General features: G+C 72.6%; 18 protein-coding genes. 8 read left to right on the top strand and 10 right to left on the bottom strand.

Annotated elements, in window-relative coordinates:
- Positions 1-194: 194 nt before the first annotated feature.
- Positions 195-866: an HAD family hydrolase gene (locus OHA99_RS22805; protein WP_153179578.1), complete on the bottom strand. Its 672-nt coding sequence runs from the start codon at positions 864-866 to the stop codon at positions 195-197.
- Between the two features lie 58 nt (positions 867-924).
- Positions 925-1,428 (bottom strand): DUF6912 family protein, encoded by a 504-nt coding sequence (locus tag OHA99_RS22800; RefSeq protein ID WP_153179577.1) that lies wholly within the window; start codon positions 1,426-1,428, stop codon positions 925-927.
- Positions 1,429-2,848: 1,420 nt separating this feature from the next.
- Between OHA99_RS22800 and OHA99_RS22795 the strand changes: the two genes are divergently transcribed.
- Positions 2,849-3,118, top strand: a complete 270-nt coding sequence (locus tag OHA99_RS22795; protein WP_042826270.1) for an Rv3235 family protein — start codon at positions 2,849-2,851, stop codon at positions 3,116-3,118.
- Between the two features lie 166 nt (positions 3,119-3,284).
- Here OHA99_RS22795 and secA read toward each other — a convergent pair whose 3' ends face one another.
- Positions 3,285-6,128 (bottom strand): preprotein translocase subunit SecA, encoded by a 2,844-nt coding sequence (gene secA / locus OHA99_RS22790; RefSeq protein ID WP_164384497.1) that lies wholly within the window; start codon positions 6,126-6,128, stop codon positions 3,285-3,287.
- Between the two features lie 281 nt (positions 6,129-6,409).
- On the opposite strand from secA, the gene OHA99_RS22785 reads away from it, so the two are divergent.
- Complete coding sequence (locus OHA99_RS22785) at positions 6,410-6,979, top strand: GNAT family N-acetyltransferase (protein ID WP_153179575.1); 570 nt, start codon at positions 6,410-6,412, stop codon at positions 6,977-6,979.
- Positions 6,980-7,176: 197 nt separating this feature from the next.
- Positions 7,177-8,352 carry a winged helix-turn-helix domain-containing protein gene (locus OHA99_RS22780; RefSeq protein WP_405697516.1) on the top strand — a complete coding sequence of 392 codons (1,176 nt, stop codon included), beginning with the start codon at positions 7,177-7,179 and terminating at the stop codon, positions 8,350-8,352.
- Positions 8,353-8,364: 12 nt separating this feature from the next.
- Here the strand turns inward: OHA99_RS22780 and OHA99_RS22775 are convergent, their stop codons facing one another.
- The 7 genes from OHA99_RS22775 to mtnA form a co-directional block, all read right to left on the bottom strand.
- Positions 8,365-9,129, bottom strand: a complete 765-nt coding sequence (locus OHA99_RS22775; RefSeq protein ID WP_153179573.1) for a response regulator transcription factor — start codon at positions 9,127-9,129, stop codon at positions 8,365-8,367.
- A gap of 229 nt (positions 9,130-9,358) precedes the next feature.
- Positions 9,359-10,051, bottom strand: coding sequence for a ribosome hibernation-promoting factor, HPF/YfiA family (gene hpf / locus OHA99_RS22770; protein ID WP_153179572.1), 693 nt, complete (start codon positions 10,049-10,051; stop codon positions 9,359-9,361).
- A 313-nt stretch (positions 10,052-10,364) separates the two neighbouring features.
- Entirely contained in the window at positions 10,365-11,312 is a 948-nt protein-coding gene (locus OHA99_RS22765; protein WP_153179571.1) for a ComF family protein, read from the bottom strand.
- A gap of 108 nt (positions 11,313-11,420) precedes the next feature.
- Positions 11,421-13,268 carry an LpqB family beta-propeller domain-containing protein gene (locus OHA99_RS22760; protein WP_405697512.1) on the bottom strand — a complete coding sequence of 616 codons (1,848 nt, stop codon included), beginning with the start codon at positions 13,266-13,268 and terminating at the stop codon, positions 11,421-11,423.
- Entirely contained in the window at positions 13,258-15,348 is a 2,091-nt protein-coding gene (mtrB, locus tag OHA99_RS22755; protein ID WP_366473038.1) for an MtrAB system histidine kinase MtrB, read from the bottom strand. The genes OHA99_RS22760 and mtrB overlap by 11 nt, the downstream gene beginning before the upstream one ends.
- Position 15,349: 1 nt before the next feature.
- Positions 15,350-16,039: a two-component system response regulator MtrA gene (gene mtrA / locus OHA99_RS22750; RefSeq protein ID WP_003975799.1), complete on the bottom strand. Its 690-nt coding sequence runs from the start codon at positions 16,037-16,039 to the stop codon at positions 15,350-15,352.
- A gap of 4 nt (positions 16,040-16,043) precedes the next feature.
- Complete coding sequence (mtnA, locus tag OHA99_RS22745) at positions 16,044-17,186, bottom strand: S-methyl-5-thioribose-1-phosphate isomerase (protein ID WP_405697509.1); 1,143 nt, start codon at positions 17,184-17,186, stop codon at positions 16,044-16,046.
- A gap of 140 nt (positions 17,187-17,326) precedes the next feature.
- Between mtnA and OHA99_RS22740 the strand changes: the two genes are divergently transcribed.
- The 5 genes from OHA99_RS22740 to OHA99_RS22720 are packed head-to-tail and all read left to right on the top strand — an operon-like array spanning position 17,327 to position 22,997.
- A complete protein-coding gene (locus tag OHA99_RS22740) occupies positions 17,327-18,691 on the top strand; it encodes a glycerophosphoryl diester phosphodiesterase membrane domain-containing protein (RefSeq protein ID WP_405697506.1) in 1,365 nt (454 codons plus the stop codon).
- A gap of 4 nt (positions 18,692-18,695) precedes the next feature.
- Positions 18,696-19,487 (top strand): DUF4129 domain-containing protein, encoded by a 792-nt coding sequence (locus OHA99_RS22735; protein WP_381507528.1) that lies wholly within the window; start codon positions 18,696-18,698, stop codon positions 19,485-19,487.
- A complete protein-coding gene (locus OHA99_RS22730; RefSeq protein ID WP_381550341.1) occupies positions 19,484-20,698 on the top strand; it encodes a DUF4350 domain-containing protein in 1,215 nt (404 codons plus the stop codon). The genes OHA99_RS22735 and OHA99_RS22730 overlap by 4 nt, the downstream gene beginning before the upstream one ends.
- On the top strand, positions 20,695-21,687 hold the full coding sequence (locus tag OHA99_RS22725; RefSeq protein ID WP_164384489.1) for a MoxR family ATPase: 993 nt from the start codon (positions 20,695-20,697) through the stop codon (positions 21,685-21,687). Before OHA99_RS22730 ends, OHA99_RS22725 begins: the two co-directional genes overlap by 4 nt.
- A complete protein-coding gene (locus OHA99_RS22720) occupies positions 21,687-22,997 on the top strand; it encodes a DUF58 domain-containing protein (protein ID WP_405697502.1) in 1,311 nt (436 codons plus the stop codon). Before OHA99_RS22725 ends, OHA99_RS22720 begins: the two co-directional genes overlap by 1 nt.
- Positions 22,998-23,013: the final 16 nt, after the last annotated feature.

Here is a 23,013-nt window from a genome sequence, read left to right as displayed (position 1 = left end):
CGTCCGTGCGTGCCGGGCGCAGGGCAGGGGCACCAGTGCCCCCGCGAGCTATCGCGCTGATCACGCCACCAGGCTATCGCCCCGCACGGGCTCCCCGTCATGAGCCGCTTGTGTACAAAACCGGGCCCGCGACTTGGACGTTCCGCACAGCTACGGCCGGGTAACCACACCGTCGGCGGCACGGGACGGCACGGTCATCCCGCCAGCCGCTCCGCCACCACCACGGCCTCCCCCAGCGTGTCCACCACCGGCACCCCGACCCCCTCGAGGCTGGCCCGGCTGTGCGATCCGCCCGTGTACAGCACCACTCCCGCCCCCACGTGGCGCGCCGCCACCGCGTCGTCGGCGGCGTCCCCGATCACCACCGTGCGAGCGGGCTCCACTCCGGAGAGCGCCAGCTGCGCGAGGTGCCGGACCATGTGCTCGGCCTTGCTGCCCCCGGACGGCCCGGTCCTCCCGTCGACGCGTATGAACTGCGCCTCGATGCCGAGGCCCCTGACCAGCGGCACCAGCTCGTCATGGCCGTACATGCTGAGGATCGACTGGCTGCGCCCCGCCGACCGCCATCCCGCGAGCAGCTCCGCGACACCGTCGGCGAGCCGGCACCGGTCCCGGTGGGCGCCGTAGTGGCGCTGAAAGGTCGCGTCCATGACCGTCCACTCGGCGTCGGTGGGCAGCCGCCCCAGCAGCCGCTCGTAGAACTTCGGCACCGGCACGCAGTACAGCGCCCGGTACTGCTCCAGTGTGATCGGCGCCATCCCCAGCTCGGCGAACGCCGCGTTCGTCGCTCCGATGATCGCGTCGTTGTCGTGGAACAGCGTGCCGTTCCAGTCCCACACGATGTGTGCGCCCGTCTGCATCCCCATGCCCGAAAACGTACCCGCCGCCACTGACAATCGGGACACCGCGATGCAACATGCCTGGTCACACCAGGTTCGGGAGCTCCTGCGTCGCGTACCAGAGCAGCTCGTGGTCGTCCGCGCCCTCCACGACGAACTGGGCGTCGTCGTTGCCGCCGTCCGCCGCCGCGAGAGCCTCGGCCGCAGCGCTCACGTCCGCCTCCGCGTCGGCGGAGTCGACGTGCACGGCGGCCGCCTTGGCCAGCGGCAGCGGGCCGGCGACCCGGACCTCGCCCAGCGCCGCCGGGTCGGTTCCCCGGTCCGGACCGGCCTCGACGGCGGCGTCGGGTACGTCGGCGGCGACCACGACCCTGCGCCGCGCCACCGCGGCGTCGGCCGCGAGCAGCCGCAGCGAGGCCAGCGCGGCCCGGTTCAGAGCGGCGTACTCCAGCTCCTCCATGTCGTCCGACCGGTACCACTCGCGCAGCGCCGGCGTGACGGCGTGGGCGACGAGCGGCCCGGCCCCCAGCTTCCCGGCCCGGTGCGCCTCGGCGAGGCCGGACAGGGTCAGGGGGACGTAGACGCGCATGAGTCTGCCGCTTTCGTGGTCGGGGACGCCGCCGGGGCGCTCGGTGGACCCGGCGGGAGGCCTTCAGGATACGTGCGGGTGTCCCCTTTCGGGTCCCCACCCAAGGCACCGGACGCGTCCACTCCGGGCCCGGAATTCACCCGGTCCACCCCGGCGCTCCGGGCTTTCCACCCCCATCCATCACTCGGATAGGTGAACTTCCCCGCCCCCTCGGCGCGGACGCCGGCCTGCTTGCCGTGCCGCCCCTCCAGCCCGTACAAGATCCCCGACCGCGAAAGTTACCGCCCGGTATTTCCCGGGCCGCAGAACGGGGACCCCCATGCGCAAGGTCATGACCAGAACCCAACGCCGCCCCGCCCCCACCGCCCCTCTCACGACGCCCCCGCCCCCGCCTCACGGCCCGGGAGGCACGCCGTCCCACGGCCCGGGAGGCACGCCGCCCTACGGCCGCCCGGGAGACGGGCCGCCCTACGGTCCCCAGGCCACGCCGCCTTACGGCCCGGAAGGCACGCCCCACGGCCCGGGAGGCACGCCGTCCCACGGCCCCCAGGCCACGCCGCCTTACGGCCCGGAAGGCACGCCCCACGGCCCGGGAGGCACGCCGTCCCACGGCCCCCAGGCCACGCCGCCTTACGGCCCGGAAGGCACGCCCCACGGCCCGGGAGGCACGCCGCCCTACGGCCCCCAGGCCACGCCGTCCGGCGTGTCCGGCGGTGCCCCGGTGGCCTGTGTGCCCGGTGGTGCCCCCTCCCGCCGGCCCGGCGGGCTCCACCCCGCCGAGGGCGGTCCCGCGTCCACGCCCGGCTACTCGCCCCTGGGTGCCGCTCCCGCCCACGCCCCGTCCGGCGGCCCCGGCGACAGGCTGCTCCGCTCGCCCGGCGGCGCCTCCGCCCGCCTGCCCGGTGGTACCCCGGCCGCCGGGCCCGGTGAGACCCCGCCCCGTGTCTCCGGTGGCGTGCCGCCCCGTAGGCCGGGGACGTCCGGGGCGCGTGCCGTCGCGGGCGGTGGGCGTCCGCCGGGAGCTCCGGGCCGCTCCCAGCGGTCGCGTACGCGGCCGGCGGACACCCGTCCGCCCACGGCCGGGCCGGGCCGGGGCTCACGGTCGGGTCCGGTCGCAGAGCCGGGCGCCCCCGCCAGGGACTCGGTGCCGGACCCGACCACGACCCCCGCCCCCGTGCCCGCCCCCGGCACGGGTACGGGCTTCGCTCCCGCCCGCACCGCGAACCCCGCCCCGGCCCTTGCCGCAGTCCCCGTCGCGGGGCGGGCCGCACCGGGGGGCCACCGCCGGGTCGCCCGACCCGCCACGACGCCCGTAGTCCCCGCTCAGACGCCTCGCCGGCCCGTCCCGCAGCTCCGCCCCACTGATCACTTCGCCGAGCTTCTCCTCGGCGTCCTCAGCGGCCGGCGCCCCGTGCACTCGATGCTCCGCCACACCGTCGGCCGCGCCTACGACGACCTTGCCCACCTCGCCGAACGCGGCCCGCTGCGCACACGTGGCGCGTGTCCCGTCGTCCGCGACATCGGCTACTTCGAGCCCCGGCCGGGCGCCCTCGAGGTCTTCGCCCGCATCGGCGCGGGCGGCCGGCTGCGCGCCTTGGCCTTCCGGCTGGAGCAGGGCCGGGACCTGCGCTGGCGCTGCACGGCGGTGGAAGTGGGCGGCCCGCGCAGGCCTCGCTCGGACGACGACTGAGACACGCCCCTGGGCACGCCTGACACGCCTGACACGCCTGGCTGGCACAGGCTGACTGACACGACTGGCACGGCTGGCCGCGGCCTCCGCCGGGCAGGCCGAAGGGCCGGTCACCCCCGGGTGACCGGCCCTTCCCACCGTCGCGGCGCCCGCAGGCACCGCACCGTCACTTCTTGCGGCGGCGTCCGCCCTTGGCCTGCTTGCGGCGCTCCGCGCGCGTGAGCCCGTCGGACTGCCCCTGCGCGGCCTCGCCGTCGGTGAACTCGCCCTCGACGACACCACCCTCGCCGTCCACCGTCGGCGCGGAGAAGTGCAGGTCCCGGCGCTGCGGCGCGTCGAGGCCCTTGGCCCGGATCTCCGGACGGGCACCCGCCTGGGCCGGAACCGCGTCCTGCGCGCCCTTGTCGAGCGACGGCGCCGCGTCCTCGACCGGGACCTCCTCGACCTGCTGCTCGACCTGGACCTCCAGGTTGAACAGGTAGCCGACGGACTCCTCCTTGATGCCGTCCATCATGGCCTGGAACATGTCGAAGCCCTCGCGCTGGTACTCGACCAGCGGGTCCTTCTGCGCCATGGCGCGCAGGCCGATGCCCTCCTGGAGGTAGTCCATCTCGTAGAGGTGCTCACGCCACTTGCGGTCCAGGACCGAGAGGACGACCCGCCGCTCCAGCTCGCGCATGATCTCGGAGCCGAGCTGCTTCTCCCGCGCCTCGTACTGCTCCTGGACGTCGTCCTTGATGGACTCCGCGATGTAGTCGGCGGTCAGTCCGGCCCGGTCGCCCGCCGCCTCCTCCAGCTCCTCGACGGTGACCTTCACCGGGTAGAGCTGCTTGAAGGCGCCCCACAGCCGGTCGAGGTCCCAGTCCTCGGGGAAGCCCTCGGCGGTCTCGGCCTGCACGTAGGCGTCGATCGTGTCGTTCGTGAAGTGCTGGATCTGCTCCTGGAGGTCCTCGCCCTCCAGGACGCGGCGACGCTCGCCGTAGATGACCTCGCGCTGGCGGTTGAGGACCTCGTCGTACTTCAGGACGTTCTTACGGGTCTCGAAGTTCTGCGTCTCGACCTGCGACTGGGCGGACGCGATCGCACGCGTGACCATCTTGTTCTCGATCGGCACGTCGTCCGGCACGTTCGCCATGGACATCACGCGCTCGACCATCTGGGCCTTGAACAGCCGCATCAGGTCGTCGCCCAGGGAGAGGTAGAACCGGGACTCGCCCGGGTCGCCCTGACGGCCGGAACGACCGCGCAGCTGGTTGTCGATACGGCGCGACTCGTGCCGCTCGGTGCCCAGGACGTAGAGGCCGCCCAGGTCCTTGACCTCTTCGAACTCGGCCTTGACCGCCTGCTCGGCACGCTCCAGCGCGGCGGGCAGGGCCGCGGCCCACTCCTCGATGTGCTCCTCGGGGTCGAGACCGCGCTGGCGCAGCTCGGCCTCGGCGAGGTCCTCAGGGTTGCCGCCGAGCTTGATGTCCGTACCACGGCCGGCCATGTTCGTGGCCACCGTCACGGAGCCCTTGCGGCCCGCCTGGGCGACGATGGTCGCCTCCCGGTCGTGCTGCTTGGCGTTGAGCACCTCGTGCTGGACGCCGCGCTTGCTGAGCTGCTGCGAGAGGTACTCGGACTTCTCGACCGAGGTGGTGCCGACGAGGATCGGCTGGCCCTTGCGGTGCTTCTCCTCGATGTCGTCGACGACGGCCTCGAACTTGGCGACCTCGGTGCGGTAGATCAGGTCCGACTGGTCCTTGCGCACCATCGGCCGGTTGGTCGGGATGGGCACCACGCCGAGCTTGTAGATCTGGTGGAACTCGGCGGCCTCGGTCATCGCCGTACCGGTCATGCCGGACAGACCGGGCTGTTCCTTGCCGTTGTGGTCGTGGCGCTTGTAGAGGCGGAAGAAGTTCTGGAGGGTGATCGTGGCGAGCGTCTGGTTCTCGTCCTTGATGTCCACCCCTTCCTTCGCCTCGATCGCCTGGTGCATGCCCTCGTTGTAGCGGCGGCCGGCGAGGATACGGCCGGTGTGCTCGTCGACGATCATGACTTCGCCGTCGAGGACGACGTAGTCCTTGTCCTTCTTGAAGAGTTCCTTGGCCTTGATGGCGTTGTTCAGGTAGCCGACCAGCGGGGTGTTCACCGACTCGTAGAGGTTGTCGATGCCCAGCCAGTCCTCGACCTTGGACACGCCCGGCTCGTGGATGGCGACGGTGCGCTTCTTCTCGTCGACCTCGTAGTCGCCGGTCTCCTCGATGCCCTTGAGGGTGTTGCCGGCCTCGCCCTTCTTCAGGCGGGTGACCAGCTTGGCGAAGTCGCCGTACCACTTGGTGGCCTGGTCGGCCGGACCGGAGATGATCAGCGGCGTACGGGCCTCGTCGACGAGGATGGAGTCGACCTCGTCGACGATGGCGAAGTTGTGGCCGCGCTGGACGAGTTCGTCCTTGGACCACGCCATGTTGTCGCGCAGGTAGTCGAAGCCGAACTCGTTGTTCGTGCCGTAGGTGATGTCGCAGCCGTACATCTCGCGGCGCTGGGCCGGTGTCTGGTTGGCCAGGATGCAGCCGACGTTCAGACCGAGGAACTTGTGGACGCGGCCCATCAGCTCGGAGTCGCGCTCGGCCAGGTAGTCGTTGACCGTGACGATGTGCACGCCCTCGCCGGACAGGGCGTTGAGATAGGCGGGCAGCGTGCCGACGAGGGTCTTGCCCTCACCGGTCTTCATCTCGGCCACGTAGCCCATGTGCAGGGCGGCGCCGCCCATGATCTGCACGTCGTAGTGACGCTGGCCCAGGACGCGCTTGGCGGCCTCGCGGACGGTGGCGAAGGCTTCGGGCAGCAGGTCGTCAAGGCTCTCACCGTCGGCGTAGCGCTGCTTGTACTCGTCGGTGAGGGCACGCAGCTCGGCGTCGGAGAGGTCAGTGAAGTCCTCTTCGATGGAGTTGACCTGGTCCGCGATGCGGTGCAGCTTGCGCAGGATCTTGCCTTCGCCTGCACGCATGAGCTTCGAGAGGACGGACACGGGGGTTGGTCTCCTTGCCGGTCGGGCCTGGGACGGTCGGTTTCCTGTGACGGATCGGGCAACGGCCATCGTATGCGAGGACCCCGCCGCACCGGGAGGCTGCCGTAACGGGGACCGTCCAATCCTTACGTCCAGCATCCCTGTCCGCTGTCACCCCTTTCAACGTCCGGGCCCCGCGGATGGTGCCGCACCCTTCCGGCGAATCGGCACAAGAGGTGACCGGAGGTTCACGGACGGCAAAAATATTGGCGCGCCCGCCCGGCACCCCGCAGAATCGGCCGATGGAACCCGCCACGCTCACCACCGACCGCCTGTCGCTGCGCGGGGTCGGCCCGCAGGACACCGACGCCGTGTACGCCGCCTGCCAGGACCCCGAGATCCAGCGCTGGACGACGATCCCCTCGCCCTACCTCCCGGAGCACGCGCGGGGTTTCACGGAGCAGATGGTCCCCGACGGCTGGGCGAACGACTCGATGTTCACCTTCGGCCTCTTCCTCCCCGCCGGCGACCTGGTGGGCATGCTCGGCGTCACGATGATCTCCCTGGGCGTCGGCGAGATCGGGTTCTGGGGCACCAAGGAACACCGCGGCCGGGGCTACATCACCGAGGCCGCCGTCGCCGCCTCCCGCTGGGCGTTCACCGAGCGGGCCGTCGACCGCCTGGAGTGGCGCGCCGAGGTCGGCAACACGGCCTCCCGCGCGGTGGCCCAACGCGCGGGCTTCACCATGGAGGGCACCTTGCGCTCCGGGATCAACGACAAGGGCGTCCGTCGCGACTGCTGGATCGGCTCCCTCCTCCCCTCGGACCTCTCCCTCCCCTCCACGTCCCCGTACCTGCCGGCACGAACGTAGCCGCCGACGCGGCCGGAGCTGCCGGCAGTCGTGCCCCCCTAGCTGCGGGCAGTCGTGCCGCTGGGGCGGCACGGGTGGGCGCAGCGGCACCCGGCACGCGCCGGCCCCGCACCCACCTCCCGCACCCCACACCCGCACCCGCACCCGCACGGGAACCCGCACCCCACTGTCAGACCCACCCCCTACCCTGCGGACGTATGACGACCCTCCCGCCCCCCGCCACGGAACTGTCCGCAGACGAGGCCCGCCGCATCGCCCTCCGTGCACAGGGCTTCCTCGGCGCCCCCGACCGCCGCGCAGGCGTCCGTGGCGTCCTCCGTCACCTGGGCGCGGTGCAGCTCGACACCATCTCGGTCCTCGCCCGCTCCCACGAGCTGATCCCCTACGCCCGCCTCGGCGCGGTCGGCCGCCGCACCGTCGAGGACGCCTACTGGACCGACACCCACGCCTTCGAGTACTGGTCCCACGCGGCCTGCATCCTCCCCATCGAGGAGTGGCCCCACTTCGCCTTCCGCCGCCGCGCGTACCGCAACCGCCCGCACTGGAACCACCACCTCCCCGACGGCGACTACGACCGCGTCGTCAAGCAGCTGCGCGACGAGGGCCCGCTCACCGCGACGGACCTGGGCGGCGCGAAGAAGACCAGCGAGTGGTGGGACTGGTCGGGCACCAAGGTCGCCGTCGAGCGCGCCCTCATGTACGGCGAGGTGGTGTGCGTGGAGCGCCGCGGCTGGAAGCGGGTGTACGACCTGGCCGAGCGCGCGGTCCCGGCCGAGCTGCTCCACGACGACCTGGACGACACCGAGTGCCTGCGCCGCCTGGTCCGCCTGGCCGGCCGGTCCCTGGGCGTCGGCACGCGCGCGGACATCGCGGACTACCACCGCCTCAAGGCCGAGCACGTCGACGCGGTGATCGCCGACTCGGGCCTGGTGCCGGTCACCGTGGCGGGCTGGGGCCGGCCGGCCTGGGCGGACCCCGAGGCCCTGGCGACGGTCCCGCGCGGGCGTCACCGCACGACGCTGCTCTCCCCCTTCGACTCCCTCGTCTGGGAGCGGGCGCGCACGGAGCGGATCTTCGGCTTCACCCACCGCCTGGAGGCCTACGTGCCCAAGCAGAAGCGGGTGCACGGCTACTTCGCGATGCCGGTCCTGGCCGGCGGGCGGCTCGTCGGCCGTGTGGACCCGGGGCGGGAGGGACACACCCTGGTCGCCAAGCAGGTCACGCTGGACGACCCCAGGGCGGCTCCGGCGGTGGCCCAGGCCCTGGCGGAGGCCGCGAGCTGGGTGGACTGCACGAACGTACGCGTGGAACGGGTCGACGCACCGGAGCTGCGCGAGCCCCTCACCCGGGAGCTGGCCCGACTGCTCGCCTGATCGGGAACCGGCTCACCGGATCTCGAGAATCTTCTCCCGCATCGCGTACACCACGGCCTCCATCCTGGAGTGCAGCTGAAGCTTCTCCAGGATGTTGCGCACGTGGTTCTTCACGGTGTTCTCGGAAATGAACAGTTCCTTGGCGATGTCCCGGTTGTTCATTCCCGTGGCGACGAGCTTGAGGACCTCCAGCTCGCGATCCGTGAGCCGGGGCGCGGGCACCAGCCGGCGTTCGTCGGTCCGCTGGATCATCGACTTGAACTCGGTGAGCAGCTTCGACGCCATGGACGGACTGATCTGGGACTGCCCGTCGGCCACCGCGCGAATGGCGGTGGCCACCTCGTCCGTCGAGATCTCCTTGAGGAGATAACCGGTCGCGCCCGCCTTGATCGCGTCGTAGAGGTCGGCCTCCTCGTCGCTGATCGTCAGCATGATGATCTTGGCACTGGGGGCCACCTCCTTGATGGAGGTGCAGGCCTCGATGCCGCCGCGCTTCGGCATCCGCACGTCCATCAGAACGATGTCCGGCAGCAGGTCGGCGGCCTTCTCCACGGCCTCGGCGCCGTCACCGGCCTCGCCGACGACCTGGATGCCCTCCTCGGCCGCGAGCACGATCTCCAGGCCGCGACGGAAGAGGGCGTGGTCGTCCACGACCAGCACCCTGATCGGCTCCTCGCGTGCGGAGCCCGCGTCCGCGTCCGGGCCCATGCCGACCGCCGCGCCGTCGATCCCGTGGTCGACGCCCGCGCCCCGCATCGGTCCGAAACTGTCCGCCATCGTTCCTCCCCCTGAAGGCTGTGGCACGTGGTCCTGAGCCATCGCCAACCCAGAGCAACGACCCACCCGTTGGGCCGTTGCCGCCATGATTCCATGCCTGGCCGACAGCGGGGTGACCGAAGGGGCAGCGATGGGGTCGCACACCCTCGCGCACCGTCGCACACCGGTGCCCCTGGGGGGCGCACACGCGCTCCAGGGGCACCGAACCGCTGTCACCCGGCGGTCTGTGTCAGCCGCCGAGCGCGTCGCCCGCGTCGGGAGCGTGCGCCTGGGTGACCATCGTGTCCGTGGTGAGGTGGATCACGCCGTAGTCGTAGGCGTGCCGCCGGTAGACGACGCTGGGCTCCTTTGTCTCGGAGTCGACGAACAGGTAGAAGTCGTGCCCGACCAGCTCCATCTCGTAGAGCGCCTGATCGAGGGACATCGGTGCGGCCACGTGGGTCTTCTCCCGGACGACGAGCGGGCCGTCGCCCTGGACCTCCAGCGAGCCGATCTTCTTGGTGGGGACGCCGTTCTGCTCCTCCGTCGGAACGACGTCGCCGTTCCCGTTGAGCGTCGCCGCACCGGGTACGTGGTCGGCGACCTCGGCCGCCGAGATCCGGCGCGCGCCGCGGCGCGAGAAGCGCTTGTCGTGCTGCTTGCGCAGCCGTGCGCCGAGCTTCTCCGCCGCCAGGTCGAGCGCCGCGTAGGGGTCGCTCGCCGCCGCCTCCGCCCGGATCACCGGACCGCGGGAGCGGAGGGTGATCTCCACTCGGTCACAGCGGTCGGCCTGCCGGGGGTTCGGCTCCTTGGACACCTCGACGTCGAGGCTGATCACCTTGCCATCGAGCTTCTGGATCTTCTCCAGCTTCAGCTTCTCGGCCACGTGCTTCCGGAACCGCTCGGGCACCTCGGTCTTGCGGCCCTTGACGACGATGTCCACGCAGAACTCCGTTCCCGGATCGCTCCGCTTCCGCGGCGGAGCATCTCCCTTTTGCACCAGGTTCCGGTCTCTCCCGAAACCTCGGACTCGGTGACGTCCACCTCCTCCCCCGTGGGCGGGATCTCCACTCCACCGGTGCGGGTGATGACGGCATAACCCGCAGCACGGCATTCGGATTTGAGAGGTGTGGCCTGCGGCTTTGCCTCACAACCGAACATATCTCGCCCGGACGGATGTCGTCACCCTCTACCGCGGCGTACCTCCGTTCCGGTGAATTGAACCTCTCATTACCTGCAACGACGAAAGTTCTCAGTCAGTTCCGGTTTATTTCGAAGGAATCTGGTGATGCCGCGACCACTGCCGCGCAGAACACCTCACGGATCACACCACCGCCTCCGTACCGTCCCGCCATTCGGGGCCCGGTCTTCCGTTCCTCTCTGCCTTCCCCTGCCTCCGCCGGATACACAGCCGATTTCGCCCTCCCGTACGTGCCCGGTCCCGCCCGCGACTCAACGGCGGGAGCACTCGCCGCCCGCACCGCGCGTGCCGCCTCGGCCAGCGACGCCCCCGTCGTCATCAGGTCGTCGACCAGGACGAGCGCCCCACCGCCGCGCAGCAGCACGCCGCCGCCGGGCGCCACCGCCAGCGCGCCGGCGAGGTTGGCCACCCGCTGCCGGGCGTCGAGCCCCGACTGGTCGGCCACGGCGTACCGCTGCCGCAGCACGGCCAGCACCCGGGCGGACGTCCCGGTGCGCCGCAGCTCCCCGGCGGCCGCGAGGGCGATCCGCCGCGCCGGATCGTGTCCACGGGTCCGCACGGCTCCGCGCGCCGACGGCACGGGCACGAGCAGCACCGGGCCCCGCCCCCGTGCGTCCCCGGCGCCCGACCCACCGGCACCCGCACAGGCACCCGCCTCACCGGCTCTCACCTCCCGGGCTCCCGTCCACGCCTCCCGCAGCCCCGCCCGCACCGCTCCCGCCAGTGCCGAGCCGAGCACTCCCGTGAGGGCCAGCACCCCCCGCTCCTTGTGGGCCAGCAGCGCGGCCCGCACCTCGTCCGCGTAAGGCGCCGCCGCGTGCACCTCCGGCAGACCGGGCGGCTCCGGATCCGGACGCACCCGGCACGGCGGGGCCCCGCCCAGCGCCGTACGACAGCGCGGACACAGGACCGCGCGAGCCCTGCCGCAGCCCCCGCACTCGGCCGGCAGCACCAGGTCCGAGAGGTCCGTCCACCATCCCCGCAACGTCCGCGATCCGCTCATGGCCACCACTGTGCCCGCGCCCGCAGACCCCTGCCAGGCCTGTGGAAAACCTCGCCCCTCACCCTGTGGAAAACCCGTCGCGCCACAGAACGCGCGGACGCCGGGGCCTCACCCCGGATAGACCGGCGCGGTCCCCTCGGTCACCTTCTGCCACTGGAGCCCGGACGGCAGCCGCACGATCAGCTTCTCCGAGTACGCCACCAGCGGAAGCCGCTCGTCCTCCGTCGCGGCGATCTCCTTGACGCCGGTCAGCGCCGCGGGCACCGAGGCCTCCGGCGTCGAGCCGTCGACCTGGACGTAACCGATCTGCTGGACGCCGCCGCGCTCGCGCCCGACCACGACGAGGCGGGCGTCACCGGCCCACGACATGGCCGTGACCTCCTCCAGCTCGGGGGTCGCGGAGCGCAGTTCGAGCACGGTGACCGCGGGCGGTTCGCCGGCCCGTTGCTCACGCTCGATCCGTCCGATGAGCAGGGACCGCTTGCCGTCCTTCTCCACGACGAGCGCGATCCGCACCCCGTCGGCGGCCACCCGCACGGCCTGCACGCGCCCGTCGAGGCCCGGCGTCCTGACCTCCGCCGGATCGCCCGCGCCCTCCTTCAGCAGCAGCAGCCGCGGGTTCGCGGGGTCGCGGTCGGCGATCCAGAGGTCGCCCTGCGTGTCCCAGCTGGGCGGTGTCAGCCGGTCCGTCTCCGCCTTGCCCCCGCTGGTCAGCACGGGGTCGCCGAGCGAACCGCCCGACACCAGCGAGCCGACGTACAGCGACTTGCTGTCGAGACCGATCCCGGCCGCGCTGTGTTCGTCGCGCGACACCGCGACCGACCGCATGGCCCGGTGCCCCTCGCCCAGCGGGCCGGGCACCGGTTCGGCCCGGGTCCCGTTGCTGCCGGCGGCGATCCGCACCAGCCGGTCCTCGTCGTCGATGAAGTACAGGTAGTCGGGCCGTTGCGCCGAGCCGCGCGTCGCGACCGTCTCGGCCCGGTCCTCGGAGAGCGAACACATCTGCTCACCGCCCGAGCGCAGCTCGACCTCCTCGACCGCCGGCGTGAGGTTCTGGAGCGTGAACAGGAGCTGCGCGGCCATCTCGTCGCACTCGTCGGAGCCCGCCGCGGCCGCCTTGTCGTTCAGCGGCACGGTCAGCTTGTTGCGGTCGTCCGGCGTCAGCGAGTCGACTTCCTCCGCCAGCGCCGTCCCGGTCGGGAAGCTGGACCTGACCACGGGGTCGAGCAGGCTCGTCGGCCCGCTGAGCAGGGAACGCACCACCTGGGTCAGTGGATCCACCCGCCGGCGCACGTAGACGGGGTCGGCGACGGCCGACGGCTCCCGGACCGTGCCGGTGCCGGTGTCCGCCCGCGTCACGGTGTTCGAGGCGAAGTAGTACCGGTTGACCGACATGTAGTTGCGCTGGAAGTCCGACTTGCCCATGACGACGCCCTGCGGCAGCACGTCGATGCGCCACTGCTTGGTCTTGGGGTTGCGGGTGAGGTGCACCGACTCGCGGTACGAGCCCCGGGCCGGCGAGTAGGACTGCTGCGCGTCCACCGTGGCGACCTTGGTGCCGGTCAGGTTGACCGAGTAGTCGTTGGCGTCCTCGCGGTTGCCCGAGTGGTCGGACATGGTCCCCGGGCCGTCCGCGAGCACCGTCGCCGACCGGTCCGGCCGCCAGTTCTTCGCGGCGTCGCCCGTCAGGTACTTCCGCGCCGTCTCGTAGTGCGGATCGTCGCTGGTCAGCGCCTCCAGGAAGCCCTGCACGATGTCCGCGGGCGGGTCGTCATCCTGCGGCGGCATCGCGAACACCCGCACCTGCGGGTCCTGCCGGGGCGTGGACTCCACTCCTCGCAGGTCCCCGCTGTCGGGCATGGACGCACATCCCGCCAGCAGTACGAAACCGCAGGCGGCGTACGCCATCACGCGTGCCGGCCCCCGCCGACCGCTCCCCTCGCGGTCAGCGCCCACGAGTTGCCTCCCCTTGCCTGCTCGACTCCTCGGACCCGGCGTCCGGACGGCTCGCCGCCCCCGGAGCCGGCCCGCCGTCCTGTCTCCTGGCGGCACCCGACACCGGCCTCGGCACCACGCGTGCCCCGTTGCCCGGCAGCGCCGTCGGGTCGGCCGTCGGCGCGACCGCGGCCTGCCGCGGCGGTATCGGTCCCCGCGCGGGAACCGGCGAGGCCTGCCCGGCCGGGGCCTGTGCCGGGACGCCGACCGCCTTGTCCGCGGCGCGCGTCGATGTCGTGTCGTTGAGGCCCGCGTCCTGGAGCCCGCGGTTGCGGCGCGAGTCGGCAGGCTCCAGCGGTATCGGCGACCCCCTCAGCGGCTCGTCCGCCGTCCTCGGCAGGGTCAGCCGGAACTGCGAGCCGCCACCGGGCTCGCCCCAGGCCTGCAGCCAGCCGCCGTGCAGCCGCGCGTCCTCCAGGGCGATGGACAGCCCCAGGCCGGTGCCGCCGGTGGTACGCGCGCGTGCCGGGTCGGCCCGCCAGAAACGGCTGAAGACCCGGGTGGCCTCGCCCGGCTTGAGTCCGACGCCGTAGTCGCGCACCGCGACGGCGACCGCGCCCCCGGCGGCGGCGAGCTTGACGACGACGTCCCGGCCCTCGCCGTGCTCGACGGCGTTGACGACGAGGTTGCGCAGCACGCGTTCGACCCGCCGGGCGTCCGCCTCGGCGACCACGGGCTGCTGGTCGCCGGAGAGGCGTATCCGCGTCCCCTTGCGCTCGGCGAGCGGCTCCGCACCGCTGACGACCCGCCGTACGACCTCCCTGAGGTCTATCGGCTCGGCCTCCAGGGCCGCGGCGCCCGCGTCGAAGCGGCTGATCTCCAGCAGGTCCGCGAGCAGCGTCTCGAACCGGTCCAGCTGGTCGGCGAGCAGTTCGGCGGACCGCGCGGTCACCGGATCGAAGTCCACGCGCGCGTCGTGGATGACGTCGGCCGCCATCCGCACCGTGGTCAGCGGGGTCCGCAGCTCGTGCGACACGTCGGAGACGAACCGCCGCTGCATCCGCGACAGGTCCTCCAGCTGGCTGATCTTGAGCTGGAGGTTCTGCGCCATCTTGTTGAAGGCCTCGCCGAGCCGGGCGATGTCGTCCTCGCCGGTGACCTTCATACGTTCCTGCAACCGCCCCGCGGACAGCCGCTCGGCGATACTCGCCGCCATCCGTACGGGAGTGACGACCTGGCGCACCACGAGCCAGGCGATGGCGCCCAGCAGGACGACGACGAAGAGCCCGGCCGTCGCCAGGGTGCCCCTGACCAGGCTGAGCGACTTCTCCTCCTGGGTCAGCGGGAAGAGGTAGTACAGCTGGTAGGGCTCGCCGTTCGGGTCGTTGACCTGCTTGCCGATGACCAGTCCGGGCTGGGACGGCTGGTCGGAGTTGTAGACGATCCGGGTGTAGCTCTGGGCGGCGGCGGTGTCGCCGTCGATGCGTTCGCGCAGGGCCTCGGGGACGCTGGCCGCCCAGTTGACCGTCCCGGAGGCGCGTGGACCGCGTCCACTGCCGCTCTCCCCGCCCATGGGCAGGGTGACCACGTCGAACGCGCTCTGACCGCCGCTGGAGAGCGACTTCACCAGTTCGCTCATCCACTGGATGACGTTCTGCGCGGGACGGCCGTCGGCGGGGGTGGTGTCGTCGCCGTTGGTGCTGGCCGCTTCCTCGGCCTTCTGCTTGGCCGCCGTGAAACCGCCGGTGGCCTGGCTCTGGGAGGCCTTCACCTTGGCGTCGAGCAGTCCGTTGCGGACCTGCCCGATCACCACGAAACCGAGGAGCAGCACCACACCCAGCGACATCAGCAGCGTCGTGGCGACGACCTTGAGCTGGATGTTGCGCCGCCACAGCCGCATGACCGGCAGCAGGGGGCGGCGCACCCAGCGCATGAACAGCCGCAGCACCGGGCTGCCCTGCACCCCGCCGTGCAGCAGCCCGCCCTCCAGCAGGCGGCTCCACCGCGAGCCGGGAGGCTTGCGACCGGCGGGGTCGGGGCCGACAGGCCGTCCGGCGCGGGCCCCGGACCCGGGCGCCGAAGCGGCACTGTCCCTGGTCATGTCAGCTCGGTCCGGCCTTGTAACCGACGCCACGGACGGTCACCACGATCTCCGGCTTCTCCGGGTCCTTCTCGACCTTGGAGCGCAGCCGCTGAACATGCACGTTGACCAGCCGGGTGTCGGCGGCGTGCCGGTAGCCCCAGACCTGCTCGAGGAGCACCTCGCGCGTGAACACCTGCCACGGCTTGCGGGCCAGCGCCACCAGCAGGTCGAACTCCAGCGGCGTCAGCGCGATCGACTGCCCGTCCCGCTTCACGGAGTGACCGGCCACGTCGATGACCAGGTCGCCTATGGCGAGCTGCTCCGGCGCCGGTTCCTCCGACCTCCGCAGGCGCGCCCGGATACGGGCCACCAGCTCCTTCGGCTTGAACGGCTTCACGATGTAGTCGTCGGCGCCCGACTCGAGACCGACCACGACGTCGACGGTGTCACTCTTCGCCGTCAGCATCACGATCGGTACGCCCGACTCCGCCCTGATCAGGCGGCACACCTCGATGCCGTCCCGGCCGGGCAGCATGAGGTCGAGCAGTACCAGGTCGGGCTTGGTCTCCCGGAAGGCGGCCAGCGCCTTGTCGCCGTCGGCTACGAAAGACGGCTCAAAACCCTCACCACGCAGCACAATGCCGAGCATCTCGGCCAGTGCGGTGTCGTCGTCGACGACAAGGACTCGTCCCTTCATAAACGACATCATCCCATTAGCTAATCGTTACCTGGCGTGACCTGGCACACAGCGCGGCCAGGGCGTCGTTCGTCACGGGCGAAACCACGCCCTCCTCGGTGACGATCGCCGTCACCAGTTCGGGCGGGGTCACGTCGAACGCCGGGTTGTACGCCTGGGTCCCCAGGGGTGCCACCGGAATCCCGCCTCCCGCTCCCGCCACCGGCACCTGAGGTGCTGTGACCTCGGTCACTTCATATCCGGGGCGCTGTTCCACTTCGATGGACGCCCCGTCCGGTGTGTCCGCATCCACCGTCGTGACCGGCGCCACCACGATGAACGGCACGTGGTGGTAGCGCGCGAGCACCGCGAGCGGATAGCTCCCCACCTTGTTGGCCACCGAACCGTCGGCCGCGATGCGGTCCGCGCCGATGAGCACCGCGTCCACCTCACCCGCCGCGAACAGCGAACCCGCCGCGTTGTCGGTGAGCAAGGTGTACGCCATGTCGTTGCGGGCCGCCTCGTATGCCGTCAGGCGAGCACCTTGCAGCAAAGGACGCGTTTCGTCCACCCACAGGCGTCGCAGCCGCCCCGACCGGTGTGCCGCGAGCGCCACCGCGAAGGCGGTCCCTTCACCGCCCGACACCAGCGAACCCGTGTTGCAGTGCGTGAGGACGCGGTGCCCCCCGGCGGGCAGCAGCTCGTCGAGCAGCGCCAGCCCGTGCCCCGCCATCCGGGCGCTGGCCTCGGCGTCCTCCCGGTGCAGCGCCCGCGCCGCGGACAGCGCCGCCGCGGCCGCCTGCCCGGGGTCGCCGGTCCTGGCGAGCGCCTCCCGGTGGGAGGCATGCGCCCGGCGCACCCCCACGGCGAGGTTCACCGCCGTGGGGCGGGCCCCCGCGAGCGCAGCCGCGGCCTCCTCGACCTCGAAGCCCCGGACGGCGGCGAGCGCGACCCCGTAGGCGCCCGCGACACCCAGCAGCGGCGCTCCCCGCACGGCGAGCGAGCGGATCGCCTCCACCAGCGCGGCCGCGTCCGTGCAGACCAGCTCGACCTCCTCGGCCGGCAGCCTGGTCTGGTCCAGCAGCACCAGCACCGGGCCCTCGGGAGGCTCCTCCCACCGCAGGACCGGTATCCCGGTCGGCCGCCTGCCCTCGCCGCTTCGCGCGTCCTGATCAGCCATGCGGTCAGTGTGCCCCCTGTACGACGGACAACTGAAGGTGCGCAGCCCCTACCGCGCCCGGTCCGCACCCGACGCCCCCATGGCACGATGGCTGCCAACCTGCCGCCGCGACCGCGGACGGGCACCGTGAAGGAGCGACGATGAACGACACTCCGGGCTGGGCATCGCCCGGATCCGCCCCGTCCGACGGGCAGGAGCCCGGCGCGCCCGGCCCCGCCGCGCCCGCCGACCGCCCCACCGGCCCCGACCGGCCGGACGCGGAACCGACGAGCCCCGGCACGAAGTGGTCCAAGGAGCAGCCGCCCCCCGGCCAGTGGTCCGCGCCGACCGGACCCGCCGGCCCGGGCCAGTCCCCGCCTCCTCCGCCACCGCCCGGCCCGGGCTGGGGCACCCCGCCGCCCGGGCCCCCAGGAGGCGGCTACCCGGGCCCCGGCGGCTACGGCGGCCCGGGCGGGGGCTACGGCGGCTACGGCGCCCCCGGGGGACACGGCGGCTGGGGAGGCGGCTGGGGCGGTCCCCCGCCCGCGGCCAAGCCCGGCGTGATCCCGCTCCGCCCGCTCGGCGTCGGCGAGATCCTCGACGGTGCCGTCTCGACCATGCGCACCTACTGGCGCACGGTCCTCGGCATCTCCCTGACCGTCGCCGTCTTCACCGAGGTCATCGTCGTCCTGCTCCAGGGCCTCGTCCTGGACGACACCGGCAGCGAGGCCCTCAACGACCCCGACGCCACCCTGAGCGAGCTCAGCGACGCGCTGGCCGACACCACGCTCAACTCGAGCGTCGCCTTCCTGCTCTCCCTGATCGGCACCGTACTGGCCACCGCCCTGCTCACCACCGTCACCAGCCGCGCCGTACTCGGCAAGCCGGTGACCACCGCCGAGGCCTGGCGGGACGCCCGTCCTCAGGTGCTGAAGCTGTTCGGCCTGATCCTCCTGCTGGTCGTCATCTCCGTCGCCCTCCTCATGGCCGGCATGACACCCGGTCTGATCATCACGGCAACGGCGGACAGCGGGGCCGGCGTGGCCCTGACCGCCCTGGGCTTCATTGCGGGCGGCGTCGTCGCGGTCTGGATCTGGGTCCGCTTCTCGCTCGCGTCCCCCGCGCTGATGCTGGAGAAGCAGGGCATCAAGAAGGCGCTGGGCCGCTCGGTGAAGCTGGTGCGCGGCTCCTGGTGGCGCGTCTTCGGCATCCAGCTGCTCGCATCGGTGATCGCCGGCGTCGTCGCGTCGATCATCGTCATCCCGTTCACCCTCCTCGCCGCTGCCCTCGGCGGCGACGGGATCGGCGGCTTCCTGGCGGGCACCGGCGACCTCGGCTGGACGTTCCTCGTCGTCAGCGGCATCGGTTCGGTGATCGGATCCATGATCACTTTCCCGATCACGGCGGGCGTGACCGTCCTGCTGTACATCGACCGGCGCATCCGCCGCGAGGCCCTCGACCTCGAGCTGATCCGCGCCGCCGGCACCCGGGGCCCCGGCGCCTCCGGCGCCGTCCCGGGGAGCTGATGCGGTGAGCACGCCGGGGGGAGTTCTCACAGAGGTGCTGTCACGCACCGCCGTACGCGCGGTGTCACGCGCCGGCGACACCTCGGCACTGTCGGCACTGTCGCTGTCGCGCTCCGGCGACGAACCGCCGGTGACGATCCCGCGCGACCCCGCGCGGGAGGCAGCACGGCGCGAGCTGTCCAAGCGCATGTACCACGAGAACGACCCCAGCTGGTTCCAGCGGGCCCTGAACGCCTTCTGGGACTGGATCGAGGAGCTCTTCGGCAAGGCATCCACCGCGACGCCCGGCGGGACACTCGGACTGGTCGTCGTCATCGTGGCCGTCCTGGCGGTGCTGGGCGCCCTCTGGTGGCGCCTGGGCACCCCCCGCCGCAGCCCCGTCTCCGCCCCCGCCCTCTTCGACGACCGCCCCCGCAGCGCCGCCGACCACCGCGCCGCCGCCGAGGCACACGCCGCCCAAGGACACTGGAGCCAGGCCGTCCAGGAACGCATGCGCGCCGTCGTCCGCGCCCTGGAGGAACGCGCCCTGCTCGACACCCGACCCGGCCGCACCGCCGACGAGGCCGCCACCGAGGCCGGCCGTGCCCTGCCCGTCCACAGGGACCGGCTGCGCGCCGCCGCCCTGGAATTCGACGACGTCGCGTACGGCGGCCGGCCCGGCAGCGAGCAGTCGTACCGGCGCCTCACCGAACTCGACCACGACCTGGAACGCAGCAAGCCGCACCTGGCGGGCAGCACGGCCGGGAGCGCCGCGGCCGACGCGGACCCGGAGACCCGCCGGGGAGCCGCACCATGACCGAGGCCACGCTCCCCACCACCGCGGCCTCGCCCACCGCCCGCCAGGTGTGGACCCGCACGCGGGGCATCGCACTCGCCCTCGTCCTGCTGCTCGCCGGGGCCGTCGCGATCGCGGTCGTCCGCTCCGACGCCCGGCACGGCGCACTCGATCCGCGCTCCGCCGACCCCTACGGCAGCCGCGCCGTCGCCGAACTCCTCGCCGACCGGGGGGTCTCCACGCGCGTGGTCACCACCCTGGACGAAGCACGGGCCGCGACCGGCCGGAACACCACCCTGCTGGTCGCCGGGCCCGACCTCCTGACGGAACGACAGCAGACCCGACTGCACTCCGCGACGACCGGCTCCGGGGGCCGCACCGTCCTCGTCGCCCCCGGCGGCGGCGCCGTCGAACGCCTCGCCCCCGGCGTCACCGCCGACCCCGCGCTCAGCTTCGACTCGACGCTGGCCCCCGCCTGCGACCTGCCCGCCGCCCGGCGCGCGGGCGACGCCGACACGGGCGGCGTCCGCTACAGCACCCACCTCGAAGCCGACGCCTGCTACCCCAGCCGCCGTCTGGCCACCCTGCTGCGCATCCCCGACCCGTCCGCGAAGGCGTCCGCCGAAGGCGCCCAGGGCGACACCGTCGTCCTCGGCGCCCGCGACATCCTCCTCAACAACCACCTCGACGAGCACGGCAACGCCTCGCTCGCCCTCCAGCTCCTCGGCTCCCGCGACCATCTGGTCTGGTACCTCCCCTCCCTCTCCGACGTACCGGCCCCGGACGAGGAACGCAGCTTCTTCGACCTGCTCCCGTCCGGCTGGCTCTGGGGCACCCTCCAGCTCTTCATCGCCGCCGCACTCGCCGCCCTGTGGCGGGCACGCCGACTCGGCCCCCTGGTGCCCGAAAAACTCCCCGTCGCGATCCGCGCCTCCGAAACCGTCGAAGGCCGCGCCCGCCTCTACCGCAAGGCGAACGCCCGCGACCGCGCCGCCACCGCTCTTCGCTCCGCCACCCGCACCCGCCTCGCCCCTCTCGTAGGCGTCCCCGTCACGCAGGCCCAGACGCCCGAGTCCCTGCTCCCCGCCCTGTCCGCCCACCTGCACGGCGCACACGGCGACGGCCAGTCCCTGCACGCTCTCCTCTTCGGCCCGCCGCCCGGCGACGACGCGGCCCTGATCGCACTCGCCGACCAACTCGACGCCCTCGAAAGTGAGGTACGCCGTCCATGATGGACCCGACCACTGACAACGCCGGGCAGAGCGCGGCCCCGGGCAACGCCCGCACCGCCCTCGAAGCCCTGCGCGCCGAGATCGCCAAGGCCGTGGTCGGCCAGGACGCCGCCGTGACCGGTCTCGTCGTGGCCCTCCTGTGCCGCGGCCACGTCCTGCTCGAAGGCGTACCCGGAGTCGCCAAGACACTGCTCGTCCGCACCCTCGCCCAGGCCACCGAGCTCGACACCAAACGCGTCCAGTTCACCCCCGACCTGATGCCGAGCGACGTCACCGGTTCCCTCGTCTACGACGCCCGCACCGCCGAGTTCTCCTTCCAGCCCGGCCCGGTCTTCACCAACCTGCTGCTCGCCGACGAGATCAACCGCACGCCCCCGAAGACCCAGTCGTCCCTCCTCGAAGCCATGGAGGAACGCCAGGTCACGGTGGACGGCACCCCCCGCCCGCTCCCCGAGCCCTTCCTCGTCGCGGCGACCCAGAACCCGGTCGAGTACGAGGGCACCTACCCCCTTCCGGAAGCCCAGCTGGACCGCTTCCTGCTGAAGCTCACCGTCCCGCTGCCCACCCGTCAGGACGAGATCGACGTCCTCACCCGGCACGCCGCCGGCTTCGACCCGCGCGACCTGCACGCCGCCGGCGTACGCCCTGTCACGAGCGCCGCCGACCTGGAGACCGCCCGCGCCGAGGCCGCCAAGACGACCGTCTCTCCGGAGATCACCGCCTACGTCGTCGACATCTGCCGCGCCACCCGCGAGTCGCCGTCCCTCACCCTCGGCGTCTCCCCGCGCGGAGCCACAGCGCTGCTGTCGACCGCCCGCGCGTGGGCCTGGCTCACCGGCCGCGACTACGTGACCCCCGACGACGTGAAGGCCCTGGCCCTTCCCACCCTCCGGCACCGTGTCCAGCTCCGCCCGGAAGCCGAGATGGAGGGCGTGACCGCCGACTCGGTCATCAACGCGATCCTCGCCCACGTCCCCGTACCCCGCTGATGGCACTCACCGGACGCGCCGCGCTCATCGCGGCCCTGGGCTCCGTCCCCATCGGCATCTGGGACCCTAGCTGGACGGGGATCCTCGCGGTCAACGCCCCGCTGGCCGCGGCATGCGCCTGCGACTTCGCCCTGGCCGCCCCCGTACGCCGCCTCGGCCTGAGCCGCTCCGGCGACACGTCCGCCCGCCTGGGCGACACCGCCGACGTCACCCTGACGGTCACCAACCCGTCGGGCCGCCCGCTCCGGGCCCGCCTGCGCGACGCCTGGCCGCCGAGCAGCTGGCAGCCCGGCACGGAGACGGCCGCCTCCCGCCACACCCTCACGGTGCCCGCGGGGGAACGCCGCCGCGTCACCACGCGACTGCGGCCCACCCGCCGCGGCGACCGCCAGGCGGACCGCGTCACGATCCGCTCCTACGGTCCCCTGGGTCTCTTCACCCGCCAGGGCACCCATCGGGTCCCCTGGACCGTACGCGTCCTTCCCCCGTTCACCAGCCGCAAGCATCTCCCCTCGAAGCTGTCCCGCCTCCGCGAACTCGACGGGCGCACCAGCGTCCTCACCCGCGGAGAGGGCACGGAGTTCGACAGCCTGCGCGACTACGTACCCGGCGACGACACCCGCTCCATCGACTGGCGCGCGACGGCACGCCAGTCCGCCGTCGCCGTACGCACCTGGCGCCCAGAACGCGACCGGCACATCCTGCTCGTCCTCGACACCGGCCGCACCTCTGCGGGCCGCGTGGGTGACGCGCCCCGCCTCGACGCCGCCATGGACGCGGCTCTGCTGCTGGCCGCCCTGGCCTCCCGCGCGGGCGACCGCGTCGACCTCCTCGCCTACGACCGTCGAGTACGCGCCCTGCTTCAGGGCCGCACTGCGGGCGACGTCCTTCCCTCCCTGGTCAGCGCCATGGCCACTCTCGAGCCCGAGTTGGTGGAGACCGATGCGCGGGGCCTCACCGCCTCCGCTCTCCGGTCGGCCCCGCGCCGCTCCCTGATCGTCCTCTTCACGACTCTCGACCCGGCCCCGGTCGAGGAAGGGCTGCTCCCCGTCCTGCCCCAGCTGACTCAGCGCCACACGGTCCTCGTCGCCTCGGTGGCCGACCCGCATGTGGCGACGATGGCCGGGGCCCGCGGGCACACGGACGCCGTCTACGAGGCAGCAGCGGCCGCCCAGGCCCAGTCGGAACGCCGTCACACCGCCGACCAACTCCGCCGGCACGGCGTCACGGTCGTCGACGCGACCCCCGAGGAACTGCCCCCGGCTCTCGCGGATGCCTACCTGGAACTCAAGGCGGCGGGTCGTCTGTAAAGGGCGGGGCGGGGCC

The sequence above is a fragment of the Streptomyces coelicoflavus genome, from assembly GCF_045041415.1.
GTDB lineage: Bacteria > Actinomycetota > Actinomycetes > Streptomycetales > Streptomycetaceae > Streptomyces > Streptomyces coelicoflavus.
The sequence above is the reverse complement of the archived record's forward strand: the minus strand, read 5'-3'. Positions and strand labels throughout refer to the sequence as shown.